The organism is Streptomyces sp. NPDC091387 (assembly GCF_044756945.1).
Lineage (GTDB): Bacteria > Actinomycetota > Actinomycetes > Streptomycetales > Streptomycetaceae > Streptomyces.
In genome coordinates this window covers 224653-238975 of record NZ_JBIVTZ010000007.1, presented here as the reverse complement: position 1 = coordinate 238975, position 14323 = coordinate 224653, and the positions used below count along the sequence as shown (strand labels likewise).

At 72.0% G+C, this 14323-nt stretch carries 13 protein-coding genes; 6 read left to right on the top strand and 7 right to left on the bottom strand.

The window, feature by feature from the left end; genetic code table 11:
- Window positions 1-69: 69 nt before the first annotated feature.
- The gene (locus tag ACIQM0_RS16700; RefSeq protein ID WP_401286869.1) at window positions 70-1296 is read left to right on the top strand and encodes an acetyl-CoA C-acetyltransferase; all 1227 of its coding nucleotides are present in this window, start codon (window positions 70-72) and stop codon (window positions 1294-1296) included.
- A gap of 319 nt (window positions 1297-1615) precedes the next feature.
- On the opposite strand, the gene ACIQM0_RS16695 is transcribed toward ACIQM0_RS16700, so the two are convergent.
- From ACIQM0_RS16695 to ACIQM0_RS16680, 4 genes are all read right to left on the bottom strand, one after another.
- Window positions 1616-3070 carry a sialate:H+ symport family MFS transporter gene (locus ACIQM0_RS16695; protein ID WP_401286867.1) on the bottom strand — a complete coding sequence of 485 codons (1455 nt, stop codon included), beginning with the start codon at window positions 3068-3070 and terminating at the stop codon, window positions 1616-1618.
- A gap of 64 nt (window positions 3071-3134) precedes the next feature.
- Entirely contained in the window at window positions 3135-3815 is a 681-nt protein-coding gene (locus ACIQM0_RS16690) for an N-acetylmannosamine-6-phosphate 2-epimerase (RefSeq protein ID WP_385026316.1), read from the bottom strand.
- Complete coding sequence (locus ACIQM0_RS16685; RefSeq protein ID WP_401286864.1) at window positions 3812-4777, bottom strand: ROK family protein; 966 nt, start codon at window positions 4775-4777, stop codon at window positions 3812-3814. Before ACIQM0_RS16685 ends, ACIQM0_RS16690 begins: the two co-directional genes overlap by 4 nt.
- The gene (locus ACIQM0_RS16680) at window positions 4774-5733 is read right to left on the bottom strand and encodes a dihydrodipicolinate synthase family protein (RefSeq protein WP_401286861.1); all 960 of its coding nucleotides are present in this window, start codon (window positions 5731-5733) and stop codon (window positions 4774-4776) included. The genes ACIQM0_RS16685 and ACIQM0_RS16680 overlap by 4 nt, the downstream gene beginning before the upstream one ends.
- Window positions 5734-5884: 151 nt before the next feature.
- Between ACIQM0_RS16680 and ACIQM0_RS16675 the strand changes: the two genes are divergently transcribed.
- From ACIQM0_RS16675 to ACIQM0_RS16655, 5 genes are all read left to right on the top strand, one after another.
- The gene (locus tag ACIQM0_RS16675; protein WP_401286859.1) at window positions 5885-6571 is read left to right on the top strand and encodes a FadR/GntR family transcriptional regulator; all 687 of its coding nucleotides are present in this window, start codon (window positions 5885-5887) and stop codon (window positions 6569-6571) included.
- A 119-nt stretch (window positions 6572-6690) separates the two neighbouring features.
- Complete coding sequence (locus ACIQM0_RS16670; protein WP_363020961.1) at window positions 6691-6960, top strand: hypothetical protein; 270 nt, start codon at window positions 6691-6693, stop codon at window positions 6958-6960.
- Window positions 6953-7561, top strand: a complete 609-nt coding sequence (locus ACIQM0_RS16665; protein ID WP_401286855.1) for a DUF6879 family protein — start codon at window positions 6953-6955, stop codon at window positions 7559-7561. Before ACIQM0_RS16670 ends, ACIQM0_RS16665 begins: the two co-directional genes overlap by 8 nt.
- A 39-nt stretch (window positions 7562-7600) precedes the next feature.
- A complete protein-coding gene (locus tag ACIQM0_RS16660; RefSeq protein WP_401286852.1) occupies window positions 7601-7996 on the top strand; it encodes a hypothetical protein in 396 nt (131 codons plus the stop codon).
- Window positions 7993-10173, top strand: a complete 2181-nt coding sequence (locus ACIQM0_RS16655) for a tetratricopeptide repeat protein (protein WP_401286849.1) — start codon at window positions 7993-7995, stop codon at window positions 10171-10173. Before ACIQM0_RS16660 ends, ACIQM0_RS16655 begins: the two co-directional genes overlap by 4 nt.
- 40 nt (window positions 10174-10213) lie before the next feature.
- Here the strand turns inward: ACIQM0_RS16655 and ACIQM0_RS16650 are convergent, their stop codons facing one another.
- The 3 genes from ACIQM0_RS16650 to ACIQM0_RS16640 form a co-directional block, all read right to left on the bottom strand.
- Window positions 10214-11395, bottom strand: a complete 1182-nt coding sequence (locus ACIQM0_RS16650; RefSeq protein ID WP_401286846.1) for an FAD-dependent monooxygenase — start codon at window positions 11393-11395, stop codon at window positions 10214-10216.
- A gap of 115 nt (window positions 11396-11510) precedes the next feature.
- Window positions 11511-12950, bottom strand: coding sequence for an exo-alpha-sialidase (locus ACIQM0_RS16645; RefSeq protein ID WP_401286844.1), 1440 nt, complete (start codon window positions 12948-12950; stop codon window positions 11511-11513).
- Window positions 12951-13018: 68 nt separating this feature from the next.
- Window positions 13019-14296, bottom strand: coding sequence for a GDSL-type esterase/lipase family protein (locus ACIQM0_RS16640; protein ID WP_401286842.1), 1278 nt, complete (start codon window positions 14294-14296; stop codon window positions 13019-13021).
- Between the last annotated feature and the right edge of the window lie 27 nt (window positions 14297-14323).

Below are 14323 nucleotides of genomic sequence, written 5' to 3'. Positions count from 1 at the left end.
CCCCGCCCGATCAGCCCTCCACTCCGTCCCCGTCCTCCGCTCCGTACCCGCTCCCGGAAAGGTCCCGCCGTGCCCGACCAGAACGATGTCGTGATCTGCGAACCGCTGCGCACCCCGATCGGCCGCTTCGGCGGAGCGCTCGCGGGGCAGGCGCCGGCCTCCCTCGCCGCGCTCGTCATCGCCGAGGTCGTCGCCCGCACCGGAATCGACCCGGACCGGGTCGACGAGGTGATCCTCGGCAGCGCCTACCCGTCCGCCGACGCTCCCGCCATCGGCCGGGTCGCCGCGCTCGACGCCGGACTCCCGCAGTCCGTCACCGGCACGCAGATCGACCGCCGTTGCGGCTCCGGGCTGCAGGCCGTCCTCGACGCCGCGATGCAGATCAGGGCGGGCTTCAGCGAGGTGGTGATCGCGGGTGGTGTCGACGTGATGAGCGCCGCCTCCTACTACACGCACGACGGCCGCTGGGGCATCAAGGGCCCCGGCCTCCAGCTCCACGACAGCCTCGCCCGGGGCCGGGTCACCGCGGGCGGCGTGAACCACCCCGTGCCCGGCGGCATGATCGAGACCGCCGAGAACCTGCGACGGGAGTACGGCATCAGCCGCGCCGACCAGGACGCCCTCGCCCTGCGCTCGCAACAGCGTGCCGGCCGGGCCGCGGCCGAGGGGCGGTACCGCGCGGAGACCGTCCCCGTCACCGTACGCACCCGCAAGGGCGAGACGGTGGTCACCGCCGACGAGCACCCGCGCCCGGACACCACCGCCGAACAACTCGCGGCCCTGCGACCGGTCATGGGCAAGACCGACCCGGCGGCCACCGTCACCGCGGGCAACGCCAGCGGCCAGAACGACGCGGCCGCCGCCTGCCTGGTCACCAGCGCCGCCACCGCACAACGGCTCGGCCTCACCCCGCTCGTCCGGCTGGTCTCCTTCGCCCGCGCCGGGGTGCCCGCCGCCACCATGGGCATCGGCCCCGTCCCCGCCACCCGCACGGCGCTCGCCCGAGCCGGGCTCACCCTCGCCGACCTGGACCTGATCGAGCTCAACGAGGCCTTCGCCGCCCAGGTGCTGGCCTGCACCCGTGAACTGGGACTCGGCGAGAAGGACCACGAGGAGCGGATCAACGTGAACGGCTCCGGAGTCTCCCTCGGCCACCCGGTCGGTGCCACCGGCGCCCGCATCCTCGCCACGCTGACCAGGGAACTGCACCGCCGCGAGGCCCGCTACGGCCTGGAGACCATGTGCATCGGCGGCGGCCAGGGCCTCGCCGCGGTCTTCGAGCGCATCGCGGTCTGAGAACCGCCACCACCCCACTACGCGGCCCCCGCCGGCCGGTTCCCGGCTCGTCCGCGTCGCACCGGCATCTGGAGCTCTGCCACCAGCCCTGCGGCACGCTCCTGGGCGGTACGACCCCGATCATCGGCCGGTTCCTGCCGCACGCCGCGGTCACCGGGGTGAGCGAGGTCGCTCACGCAGGGGTGCGGATGTCCCGGGCCTTCACCTTCGAGCTGGAGGGGTCCGTGAAGCCCGCCTGCGTGGCCGGGTCGCTGACCCGCTTCCACCCGTGACGTGAAAGGACCCGGCGCAGCCGCACAGCTGCGCCGGGTCGGGTGGCCTACCGCGCCACAGGCACGGGTTTCTCCGCCGTCGCCACCGCGAGGTGGTCCGGCGTGGCGTCCGGGTCCGTCAGCCGGTTCAGCCGTGCCGGTACGTCGAATCCGACCAGCACCACCACGATCACCGTGCCCGCGAACGTCAGCACCGCCAGTGCCTGTCCCAGGTCCATGCCGGAGGCGAGGTGCGCGCCGAGGACCGGGGCGACGGCCCCGCCGAGAGCGCCCACGTTGTACGTGAAGCCGAGCGCCGCACCCCGGCTCGCCGTCGGGAAGTGCCCGCCGATGTAGCGCGGCAGCAGCCCGGAGATGCCGAAGCTCGTCGCCTGGAGCAGGAAGAGCAGGATGCCGAGCACCAGCAGGTTGTTCTGCACGGCGAACACCGGATAGACGAAGGCGAGCGAGGCCAGCAGGGTCAGCGCGTACGCCTTCTTCGCCCCGATCCGGTCGCCCAGGAAGCCCGCGACCCAGCAGCCGACCATGGTGCCGAAACCGGCGAAGTACAGGACGTCGGTGACCTGGTCCGTGCTGTAGCCCAGCTCGGTCTTCAGATACGTCGGCAGCAGCGCCTGGATCGGCCACGAGTACAGGAACGCGAAGAACAGCGTCACGATCATCGACAGATACAGCACCCAGCTCCGCCTGCCGCCCAGCTGCACGGCGAACGCGGCGAGCGAGAGACCGGCGATCACCGAGAGCACCGGCACCATCCCGGCGCCGCCGGGCGTGAAGACGAGGAACAGCGAGACCGTGGCGACGACGACCAGCACCGTGTTGGCCGTGGCCCGGCCGCGGGTGACGAACAGCGGCCCGAACGGATTGGGCTTGGCGCCCTTCTCCGCGACGGACTCCGTCCACTCCTCGGCCTCCGGCAGCGCGCGCCGCATCCACAGCGCGACGGCTATCGGGACGAGGCCCAGATAGAACATCCAGCGCCAGCCGAGCGAGGGGACCACCCAGTCGTAGACCTGGGCGGCGAGCACGGAACCGACCGAGAAGCCGGAGATCAGGAAGCCGCTGGCCCGGCCGCGCATCCCGGCGGGCCAGCTCTCCATGACGTAGGTGGAGCTGGCGCTGTACTCACCGGCCATGCCCATGCCGATGGCCAGCCGGGCGGCGAACAGGCTGTGGTAGTTCCAGGCGAACCCGCAGGCGAAGGTACCCACCGAGTACAGCAGGATGCTCAGCACCATGGAGAGCTTGCGGCCGTACCGGTCACCGATGGCGCCGAGCACCGCCCCGCCCAGCCAGCGGGTGATGAACGCGCCGGAGATCAGGCTGGCCGCCTGCACCGTGCTCAGGCCGAACTCGTCACTGATCTCCGTCAGCACGAGGGTGATCAGCACGAAGTCGAAGCCGTCGAGGACGTAGCCGATCCAGGCGGCGAAGAACGACTTCCACTGGGTGCGGCTGACCTGGCGGTACCAGGGGAGCGTGGGGGGTGATGTGGTCTGCACGGTGACTCCAGGATGCGGGACGGCGCTCTCCCTTGAACAGCCGCCCCGCGTGGTGGGGGGAGGGTCAGGGCCGGGCGATGCCTGCGACGAAGCGGGCGGTCAGGGCCGTGGGCGCGGTGATGGCGGTGCCGACGACGACGCTGTGCGCGCCGCGGCGCAGGGCCTCGGCCGCCTCCTCCGGGGTGTTGATACGGCCTTCCGCGACGACCGGGACGTCGATCGCGGCGGACAGCGCGGCGACCAGATCGAGGTCGGGGCCGGTCTGCTTCGGGGTGCCGGGAACGTAGCCGGACAGCGTCGTGGAGACGAAGTCCGCCCCCAGCCGGGCCGCCGCCACGCCCTCTTCGAGGGTGGAGACATCGGCCATGACCAGGGCGCCGGCCGCGTGCACGGCCTCGACGAGCTCGGCGAACGTCGAGCCGTCGGGGCGCGGCCGGTCGGTGGCGTCGGCGGCGACGACGGCCGCACCCGCCTCGGCGACCGCCAGGGCGTGCCGGACGGTCGGCGTGATGTAGACCCCGATGTCGCCGTCCTTCCAGAGGCCGATGACCGGCAGGTCGACGGTCTCGACGATCGCGGCGACGACCGCCGGTTCGTTGGCCCGGATCGCGGCGCCGCCACCGGCGACCGCCGACTGCGCGAGGCGCACCAGGGTGGCGGTCTCGCGCATGGGGTCACCGGGCGGGGCCTGGCAGGACACGATCAGCTTGCCCTCGAGGAGGGCGGCCAGTTTCTGTGCGGTCATCGGAGAGCTCCCGGGTGGTGGAGGGGAAGGGTGGTGGTCAGGGCGGCCGCTCCGAGCACGGCCGCGTCGTGGCCGAGGAGCGGAGCCCGCGGTACGAGCCCGCGCAGCGGCTCCATCAGTTCCGAGGTGAAGGCCGCCCGCAGGGCGTCCTCGTACAGGGCGCCGATGCGCGGGACCCCGCCGCCGACGACGACCCGGTCGGGGCCGAAGGCGTTGGCGAGTCCGCCGAGCACATGACCGGCGGCGGCCGCGCCGGTGGTGATGGCGGACACGGCGTCGGTGTCGCCCCGCGCGGCCCACGCGGCGACGGTCTCCAGCCGGTCCACCGGGGCGCCGGTCAGCCGCTCGTAGTGGGCGGCGATACCGGGCCCGGAGGCGATGACCTCCAGGTGGCCGGTGGCGCCACAGGTGCAGGGCAGCCCGGCCGCCTCCGGGCTGGGCAGATGGCCGAGGTGCCCGGCGATGCCGGACGCGCCGTGCAGCATCCGTCCGTCGGCGGCTATCGCGCCGCCGACCCCGGTGCCTATGGCGGCGAAGAGCAGCGAGCCGTGTCCGGTACCGTCCGCGCCCAGCGCCGCGAGTTCCGGCCCGGCCGTGGCGCGTACGTCGTTGTCGCAGGCCACCGGGTACCCGGTACGGTCCGCGAGACCGGCGCCCAGAGCGGTGCCGGCCCAGCCGCGGATGGAGTCGGTGGCGCTGGTGACCATGCCGGTGCGGGGGTCGATCACCCCGGCCGCCGCGATGCCGAGCACCGCGGCGGCCTTGCCGGGGTCGACCTCGGCCGCGGCGGCGGCGAGTGCGTCGAGCACCGCCGCCGCACCGTCACGGGCCGGGGTGGGACGGCTGTGCCGGGCCAGGATCGTGCCGTCGGCGCCGAGGAGCGCGGCGGCGATCTTCGTACCGCCGAGGTCGAGGCCGACGACCGGCCGCCCGGCCTGCGCTGTCCGAGCTGCCGAGGTCATCGGACCGGCGGCAGACCGGCGGCGCGCAGCAGTCCGGAGACCAGCGCGACGGATTCGGCGGACAGCTGGATCTGCGGGAACGCCGTGTCGCCGCAGTCGATGATGCCCAGCAGCCGGAGCGCCGACTTGAACGAGCCGAGCGCCGAGGAACTGCGCCCCATGTCCGCCTCTGGACCGACGTCGACCATGGCGAACAGCTTGATGAGCCGCTCCTGCTCCTTCGCGGCCAGCGCCCAGTCCCCGGCCCGCGCGGCCTCGTAGAGCCGCACATAGCCGGACGGGTCCACGTTGCCGATACCCGGGACGACGCCGTCGGCCCCGGCCAGCAGCGCCGCGTCCACGGTCAGTTCGGAGCCGGTGAGGATGCTGAACTCCGGCACCGGACCCTGCGCGCGCCCCTCACGGCCACCGAGCTCGACGACGAGCCTGCGCAGCCCGCCCTCGTCGCCGCTGCTGTCCTTGAGCCCGGCCAGGGTGCCGTCCTCGGCGAGCTCACGGACCAGCGCGGCGGACAGCTTGCTGTGCACGGCGACCGGGATGTCGTACGCGAACAGCGGCAGGTCCACCTCGGCACGGAGCCGGCGGAAGTGCCCGGCGATCTCCTTGCCGTGGGTGCGGGTGTAGAACGGCGCGGTCGCGACCAGTGCGTCAGCGCCCAGCTGGGCGGCGGACCTGGCATGCTCGACGACCCGGGCCGTGGTGGTGTCGATGACCCCGGCCAGCACCGGGACCCGGCCGTCGGTCGCGTTGACCACGGTCTCCAGGACCGTCGCGCGCTGTTCGTCGGTGAGGTAGGCGACCTCGCTGGTGGACCCGAGCGCGAAGAGTCCGTGCACGCCCCCGGCGACGAGGTGCTCGACGAGCCGGGCGAGGGACGTGGTGTCGACCTCCCCGCGGGGGTCGAGCGGGGTGCAGACCGGCGGGACTACGCCGTGCAGCGGTGCGGTCAGAGGCATGGTGGAGGCTCCAGCTGATCGGGATACCGATCCGGGGCCCGTACGGCTACGCGGATCGAGACGTGAGACGTAAGATGTCCTATGTCTTGCTTCACCTTAAACAGATGCTCCTGTGACCGGTCAAGGGGCAACGGCACCTCAGGAGGACGTTGTGGCGCGGCCCACCATGGCTCAGGACATCGAGCGCAGGATCAAGGAACTGATCCTGGAACGCCGGCTCGCGCCCGGCGACGCACTGCCCACGGAGGCCGAGCTGATGGAGCTCTTCGGCGCCGGACGGGTATCGGTGCGCGAGGCGCTCAAGTCGCTCCAGGCGGTCAACGTCGTCGAGATCCGGCGCGGATTCGGCACCTTCGTCGGCTCGCTCTCCCTGTCACCGTTCGCCGAGGGGCTCGCCTTCCGTGCGGCGGTCCGCCACCGCCAGGGCGAACCGGGCCTCGCCGAGCTGATGAAGGTGCGCGAAGCCCTGGAGGCGGGGCTGGTGGGCTCCGTCGCGGCCGGGGTCCCGGACGAGGACATCGAAGTGCTGCGCGCGCTGGTGGTGCAGATGGAACAGGAGGCCGGCACCGGCCGGGTCGCCCGCGCCACCGACCGGGCCTTCCACCTCGCGCTGTACGCCTCGCTCGACAACCACCTGCTCAGCGAGGTGCTCGACGCCTTCTGGGCGGCGATGGACCGGGTGCGCGAGGACCTCGACGACGGCCACCAGGACCCTTGGGTCACCTGCGCCCAGCACCGCGAGATCGTCGCGGCGGTGGCGGCGGCCGACGGCCTGCGCGCGGTGAGGGCGATGCGCACCCACTTCGACGGCATCCGCACCAGACTCAGCCCGGCCTGAGCCGCGCTCAAGCCGACGGAACGACCGAACCCGTCGATCAGGCCAAATGCTTTATTCCGCAAGGAATTTGATAGGTCGTCACTGCTATATTGAAGGCGAGGCAGCGGAAGGGCGACGCCATGAGCAGGCCGTGGGAAGCGGACCCGGGAACGGACTTCAAGCGGCGCCTGGGCAAGTCGGCCCTGGAACTGGGTGCGACCAATTCCGGCCCCGAATGCCCGGACATCTGGGAGCTGGAGAACGGCGACGTCGCGGTGATCGGACGTGACCTCACCACCTCCCTCGGCACCCGCCTGCCGGACGGAGTCTCGATCGGCGTGGACGAACGCCTCGTGGTCATCCCCCGCAGCATGCTCATCGCGGCGAAGGGGGACATCCCCGGTGTTTGAGTGCTTTCGCGACAACGGCGGCGAGGTCCTCGCGAGGCCCGACTACTTGGCCGACTTCAGTCGGTTCCACAAGAGCGACATCCGCCTCCTTGCCAAGATCGAACGTGGCCAGACGTTCAAGGAGCAGGGCTCGCCGAGCTGGGACGCTTTCGCCGCCGGGGACTGGGCGGCCGCCTTGCGGCTGATCGAGGCCGAAAGGGATTCCGTTGCCGCGTACTTCCAGGAATCCGCCGGACGCGGCCTGGCGTTCCGAAGGCTTCGTATCGTCGAATTCCCGGTGACTCCGTATCTCCAGTGGGAAATGAACTCCTTCCGGCTCCGGTCGGAGCTGGGCGAGGAGATTCGAGTGCTGGACGCACGGGAGATCGTGGACCTGGAGCGTGACGCACCGTTGCCCGAGGTCGTCGTCCTGGGCAATTCGGTGATGTACGCCGTGATCTACGACGAGGAACTGAAGGGTGCGGGAGCGCGCCGTTTCACCGAACCCGGGCAGATCGCGACAACAGTCGCCGAATTCGAAACCCTGTGCCGCAAGGGCGAGGAGTTCTCGGAGTTCTTCGAGAGGGAGATTGCCCCGCTCGGACCCCCCACGGCCAACTGATATGACAACCATTACGCGGCAGTGCGAGGAGCATGCGCCATGGACCCGGAGCTGACCACGCTCGCACAGAGTGCGAGCCTGACCCTCGTCACACTGATGGCGACCGACTCCTGGGAGCGCACCAGGGACGGCATCGTCGCCCTCTGGCGGCGGGCCCGGCCGGAACGGGCCGACGCGGTGGCCGCCGAGCTGGACAGCACCCGGGAGGACCTGGCGGTGGACCCGGGCTCCGAGGCCGAGCTGGCAGCCGAGTGGCAGGGCCGGATCAGGCGGCTGCTGGTCGACCGGCCCGAGGTGATGGTGGAGCTGCGGAGCCTGCTGGATGAACTCGCCCCCGGCCCCGCACCCGGGCCGGCTGTCTCACAGCGCGCCACAGCCTCCGGCGACTCCCGGGTCTACCAGGCCGGCCGCGATCTGCGCATCACCGAGCGGTGAGCGGGTCGACCGAGGGCCGTGCGGAGGACAACGGCCGGGTCTACCAGGCCACTGGGGACCAGTACATCACTGAGCACCACCACCACGGTGACCCCCGGACGGCCGCGCCTGGGACGGCGCCGGACTCCGTGAGGCGGCCGGCCGTGGGGCGCCCTCCGGTCGTCCTGCGCGACCGGTCGGAACTGATGGCGCGACTGCGTTCCTCCCTTGAGGACGGCGGAACCGATCAGGTCTACGTGCTCCACGGTCTGGGCGGCTGCGGCAAGACCGCCGTCGCCTCCGAGATCTTCCGGACCGCGACCGCCGACGGCAGCCGGACCGGACTGTGGGTCAACGCCTCCGACCTGACGTCACTACGCGCCGGAATGCTCGCCGTCGCCGCCGACCGCGGTGCGGGCGAAGGCGAGCTCACCGCCGCGCGCAGCGGGCTGCGGGCAGCCGCGGACCTGGTGTGGGACCGGCTGGACCGGTCCGACCAGCCATGGCTGCTGGTGATCGACAACGCCGACGACCCTGCCGTCCTGCGCGACGGCAACTGGTTGCGCACCAGCCCGCGCGGCACCACCCTGGTCACCACACGGCAGGTCGCAGCGCACTGGTGGCCCGGCGCCGAGCTGCACCACGTGGGTGTGCTGCCGCGGGAGGACGCGGCGCGGGTGCTGTGTGATCTGGCGCCGGAGAGCGGGACGGTGGAGGAAGCGGCCGAGATCGCGGACCGGCTCGGGCGGCTGCCGTTGGCGCTCACCCTGGCGGGCGGCTACCTGGCGCACCAGGTGATCAGTCCGTGGAGCATGGCGGAGTACGGACGGGCTCTCGACCGGGGGCCGGAGGCAGACGCCATCGAACTGCTGGACCAAGGGGCCGAGTACGGCAGCGGCCACGACTCGCGCCATCTTGCCAGCAGCACCTGGGAGCTGTCCCTGGCCGCCCTGCGCGCCCATGGGCTGCCCGAGGCCACGACATTGATCCAACTGCTCGCGTGCTGGTCCCACGACCCGCTGCCGCTCCCTCTGCTGGCCGGTACGGGCATCGGCGCGGTGCTGCCCCGGGCGCGGGTGGAGATGGCACTCCGTGGCCTCCTCGATCACTCACTCACCCGCCTCGTACCGGGGCCGCCGCGCTGCGTGCGCACCCACGGGGTACTGCTCGACAGCATCGCCCGGGGTGTTCCGGCAGATCGGCGTGACCCGCTTGTCGGTGCCGCCGCCGAGCTGCTCGGCGCGCTGCTGCCCGACGTGACGCGGCCGTGGACACGGGAGGACCCGCCGCTCGCTCTCTTCGCGCCGCACACTCGGGCGTTGCTGCGTCGGGCGAGCCAGTGGACCGAGGTCGGCCCGACGACCGTGGCGCGGGTGCTGGACTGTGCGTTGCGTCTCGTGGTGGCCCTGCACCGGGCGGGCGACTACGCGTCCGCGCTGTCGGTGGCGCAGGACGCGGTCGAGCGCGGTACGGGATTGCTGGGCGCGGACCACCCTGCGCTGATCGCGATCCGTCAACGGGTCGGGCGGGCTCTCTACCGGATCGGACGGTACGAGGAGGCGGAGGAGGCCCACCGTCTCGCCCTCGCGGACTGCACCGCCACGTTCGGCGCGGATGCCGTCGAGACACTGGAGAGCTGTGTCGGGTTGTCCCCGGTGCTGTTCTGGGCGCTCGACCGGAAGGACGAGGCGGTGTCGCTGATGCGACGGGTCGTCGAGGGCCGGACCGCCGGGCCGGGCGCGGCCCATCCGTCGACGCTCATCGCGCGAACGTACCTGCTGGAGTTCACGGCCGGGCCGGAGCTGGACCCGTCCACCGGACCCGAGCTGCTGGCGGACTGCCGCAGTGCGGTCGGCCCCGGGCACCCGATCACTCTGGCCGCCGAACTCAACCACGCCTTCGGCCTGATCGCCGCCGGCCGGCAGTCACGGGCCCTGCCTCTTGTCCGTGACGTGGTCACAGCCTTCGAGCGTGCCTGCGGACCGGACCACCCAAAGACCCTCGCCGCCCGCTCCTTGCTGAGCAGAGCCCTCGGCGAGCTCGGTCTGATGGAAGAAGCGGTGACGCAGGCCGAGCTGGTGGCGGATGCCCGGGTGCGGGTGCTCGGGCCCGAACACCCGTGGACCCTCTGGTCGCTGGAGCGGCTCGCGGAGCGGCGGGGGGCCCTCGGCCGGACGGATCCTGACGACAGCCCCTGAAGCCCGTAGCCGAGCCCCCGGCAGGCCGCCCCCGCCCCCGTCAGCCCTCCTCCGCCCCGTACAGGTAGCTGTCGGCGCCGTCCAGCGTCGCGCGGGACCACGTCGCCACCTCCGACGGGCCCATCGCCGCCCAGTCCGGGGTGCGTTCGACCATCGCTCGTCCCAGTCTGCGGCCGAGGTCGACCAGTCTGGCTCCCTCGGGCGAGCGCTCGGCCGCGTACGCGCGCAGTGCGTCGGCCGGGGAGGACGCTCCGCGCAGGACGCGTTCCAGGCAGAGGGCGTCCTGCAGTGCCTTGGTCGCGCCGCTGGCGGTGTGCGGTCTGGTGATGCTCGCCGCGTCGCCCGCCAGCAGGAACGGGGGGTCGGCCACCTGTGGGGCGTGGAAATCGGTGACCGGGTGGTACGCCGTGGAGGTGTGCTCGCCCCGGCCGACGAGACCGGCCCAGTCCGCCGGGAAGTGCTCCTCGGCGATGCGCCGTACGTACGCCTCGCGCCCGGCGGTCCACGAGACCGGGGGAGGGGAGCCGTAGACGGCGTAGGCCAGCAGCCGGGAGTCCGGTGCGGCGCCGGGGATCAGGTAGAAGACCCCGTGCCCGCCCCGGTATCCCAGCGTGATCCACGCGCCGCGCAGCAGTTCGAGCAGGTGCGGATGACCGGCGAGCGCGGTCAGTGGCAGGGTGCCCCGCCACACGGCGTATCCCGCCGGAACAGGCCGCACCCCCGGGGCGACGGTCTCCCGGGTGACGGACCGGGGGCCGTCCGCCCCGACGACGATGTCGTACAGCTGCTCGGTGTCCGCCGTCCGGATCACGGCGCCGCCCGAGGGGTGGCGCCGTACCTCGGTGACGGGCCGGCCCCGGTGATACCGCACGGCGCCGCTGGTGTTCGCGTGCAGGGTGCGCCACAGGAGGCCCCAGTGGCAGGCCGTCACCGCAGCTTCCTGGCGGGCCAGTTCGCGCGCCGTCGAGCGCCCGCTCTGCCGGGTGAGCCAGACCCGGGAGGGCACCGGAGCCGTCGGCATCGCGGCGTCCAGATAGCCGGCCGCGACCAGCTCCCCGTGCAGCGCCGGCGGGATGACGATGCCGAACCCCCGGTCCTCCAGGGCCGCGTCGCTGCGCTCGTGGACCGTCACCTCCGCGCCGGCCCTGGCCCCGGCGATCGCCATGGCACACCCGGCGACGCTCCCGCCGACCACCCCGATGCGTAAGACCGCTCCCGCCATGTCCGCCACCACTTCCCGGTTGCTCCGCCTGCCGCGCGTCGCACCCATTCAACGGTCGCGGGGCGGGGCACGTCCAACCGCCGTGCGGCGGCCGGACGTACGGGACCCGCCCGGGTTACGGAGTGACCGTCACCGTCGTACTGCCCTGGGCCTGCTTGCCGTTCGCCCGGTACGTCGCGGTGAGCGCGGCGCTGCCGGAGGCGCCGGCCGCGACGGTGACCGGGATCTTGATGTTGGCGCCCTGGCCGGGGTTCAGCGCCGGGATCGCGGTCTGCGCGGTGGTCCAGCCGCTCGGCACGGTCAGGTCGATCGTGCCCGCGTCCCGGCGTACGTCCATCCGGTTGACGACCCGGACCGTGACCTGGGCACTGGTCCCCGCCTTGAGCGAGGCGGGCGGGGTGATCGTGACGTCGGCGCAGGTGCCGCCCAGCCACTTCAGGTCGAACGAGTCGTACGTGATGTGCTCGTAGTCGCCGCGCTCGTACAGCAGTCCGACCCTGCCGTCCGGCAGCCGGGTGAGGGTCGAGTAGGCCGCGGCGCCGGGGTCGACGACCTTCCTGATCGGCCATGTCTTCCCGTTGTCGCAGGACATCTTGACGGTGAGGTTGCGCCGCGACCCGGTGTCCTCGGTGTTGCTGAACAGCAGCCAGGACGACTGCGGGTCCGAGGCCGCGGCGTCGGGGGCGTACCGGATGACCGAGGCGTTGTTCGCCGGGTCGGGGAGCGCGGTGTCCTGGGCGAAGGGGGTGTAGGTGACCCCGCCGTCCGTGGAGTACGCGATCGTCCGGTACGGCTTCGACCGGTTGTTGAGCATGACCGTGCCGTCGTTCAGCTCGACGGTCTTGTTCTCGTCACCACCGGGGCCGACCGGCTTGCCCATCTTCCAGGTGGCGCCGTGGTCGTCGCTGTACGCGCTCGCCGCGTGGTTGGCGCCGTTGATACGGACGGCGTACTGCTGGATCAGCCGGCCCTTGTGTGCTCCGTTGCGCAGCTGGATGCCCTCGCCGGACGCGGCGAACATCCCGGCCCAGGCCGGGTCCTTGATCTGCTTGGTGATCCGGCGATGGGTCCAGGTCAGCCCGTCGTCGTCCGAGTAGCTGTAGTCGGCCTGGAGGACGTTGGGGTCGCTCTCGTCGTTGCCGGTGGCCGAGCCCGCGAAGCCCTGGTTCACACCGGCCGCGTAGAACAGGAAGATACGGCCGGTGGTCCGGTCGACCAGCAGGCTCGGGTCTCCGTAGCCCTTGGGCGCGGCATCCTTGCGGACCACCTGCTGCGCCTGCCAGGTCGTACCGCCGTCGGTGCTGCGGCGCAGCACGATGCCGATGTTGGAGGGCAGGTCCGCGAGGGTGGGACGGGCGTCGTACGCGGCCAGCACGGTGCCCTTGACCGAGGTGGTCAGGGCCGGGATGCGGTAGTGGGGGGAGCCCACGCCGTCGACGGTCAGGTCCTGGGACGTGAGCGTGCCGGGGGCGGGCGCCGCGGCCTGCGCGGTGCCGGTCACGGTGACCACCAGCATGGCGGCGCTGAGCAGGGCGACAGGGACGGTTCGCTGCATGGACGATCTCTCTTCTCGGAAGGGGTGGTGCTTCTCGAAGGGTGGGAGATTGGGGGGTTCGCCGGGGATTACGGGATGCGCAGGGAGCAGACCCGGCTGCTCCCGTCGAAGATCCGCAGATCCTTGATCATCTTGAGTACGACGCGGTGGTGGCCCCGCTCGTTGGGGTGGAGCCCGTCGCTGAGCAGGGACAGTGGGACCTGGCCGCCGTTGCCGTCCAGCCAGTCGTTGTAGTGGTCGACGAAGACCGCGTTCTGCTGCGCCGCGACCTCGCCCATGACCTGGGCGTACTGCGAAAGTCCCACCCGGCCCGGCCACTTCGCCGGATCGACCGGGTTGGGTGCCTGCAGGACCGGCACCGGGGAGCCGGGCAGTGCGCGCACCGAGCGCACCAGGGAGAGGAGATTGGCCCGGTAGGTCTCGGGGCCGAGACCGGACGTCGCGATGTCGTTCGTCCCGATCATGATCGAGACGACCTGCGGCGAGAAGGCGGTGACCCGCTCGCCGAACTGTGCGACGAGTTCGGCGCTGGTGGCGCCGCTCACCCCGGAATCGATCACGAAGTCGCGGTTCTTCGGCTTGCCCAGCTCCCAGCGGACGCGCTCCGTCCAGTGTTCCGGGTAGCTGCGCCAGCCGTTGGTGTGCAGGGCGCCGTGGGTGATGCTGTCACCGGTGACGACCCAGGTGGCCGGGGTGTCGCTGTTCAGGACGGTGGAGATCCGGCCCAGGTCCGCGAGGTCGGGGCGCGGGCACTGCGCGACCAGTTCGCTCTCGTTCAGCACCCGGTCCCAGACGGCGGCCCGTTCGACGGTGCCGGTGCAGAACCACTCGCCGCCCGGGTGGTCGCTGTCGGTGTTGCGGCCCAGGGCGAGTGCGGTGAGCTTGGAGACGCTGCCGAAGAAGGCGTGCCGCGCGGTCTGGAACACCACGCGTCCGCCGGCGTGCAGCGTGGTGCCGGAGGCGTTGACGGTGACGGCGACGGTGTGGCGCAGCCCGTCGTCGTACCGTGTCCGGGTCATGACATTGATGAGCACCGATCCCTTCTCGCGTACGGAGAACTGGAGTGCGCCGCCACTCAGATTCAGGGTGATGTTGGAGGACGGGGCGGTGGGGTCCGAGGCGCTGAACAGCGTCATCGCCTCGTTGTGACTGGTGGTGCGGAAGGTGACGACGATGGTTCCCGTGGTGAGCGGGGCGAGTACGCCGACCTGGTTCGACAGGTCGACGTACTCGCTGCCGTCCAGGTCCACGGGAGTGTCGTGGTCCAGGACGGGGCCGCTGCCGGCGGCGAAGGCGCGGCCGCCGAGCTGGGTGCTCAGGGCCGCCGCGCCTGCGGCAAGAAGCATGGATCGTCTGCGCACGGAAGGTGCCTC

Bases quoted from the DNA above. Each gene is read 5' to 3' on its own strand.
- ACIQM0_RS16685 (WP_401286864.1), bottom strand. From the start codon at position 4,777: ATGACCTCGGCAGCTCGGACAGCGCAGGCCGGGCGGCCGGTCGTCGGC.
- ACIQM0_RS16650 (WP_401286846.1), bottom strand. From the start codon at position 11,395: ATGGCGGGAGCGGTCTTACGCATCGGGGTGGTCGGCGGGAGCGTCGCC.
- ACIQM0_RS16645 (WP_401286844.1), bottom strand. From the start codon at position 12,950: ATGCAGCGAACCGTCCCTGTCGCCCTGCTCAGCGCCGCCATGCTGGTG.
- ACIQM0_RS16680 (WP_401286861.1), bottom strand. From the start codon at position 5,733: ATGCCTCTGACCGCACCGCTGCACGGCGTAGTCCCGCCGGTCTGCACC.
- ACIQM0_RS16690 (WP_385026316.1), bottom strand. From the start codon at position 3,815: ATGACCGCACAGAAACTGGCCGCCCTCCTCGAGGGCAAGCTGATCGTG.
- ACIQM0_RS16660 (WP_401286852.1), top strand. From the start codon at position 7,601: ATGGACCCGGAGCTGACCACGCTCGCACAGAGTGCGAGCCTGACCCTC.
- ACIQM0_RS16640 (WP_401286842.1), bottom strand. From the start codon at position 14,296: ATGCTTCTTGCCGCAGGCGCGGCGGCCCTGAGCACCCAGCTCGGCGGC.
- ACIQM0_RS16670 (WP_363020961.1), top strand. From the start codon at position 6,691: ATGAGCAGGCCGTGGGAAGCGGACCCGGGAACGGACTTCAAGCGGCGC.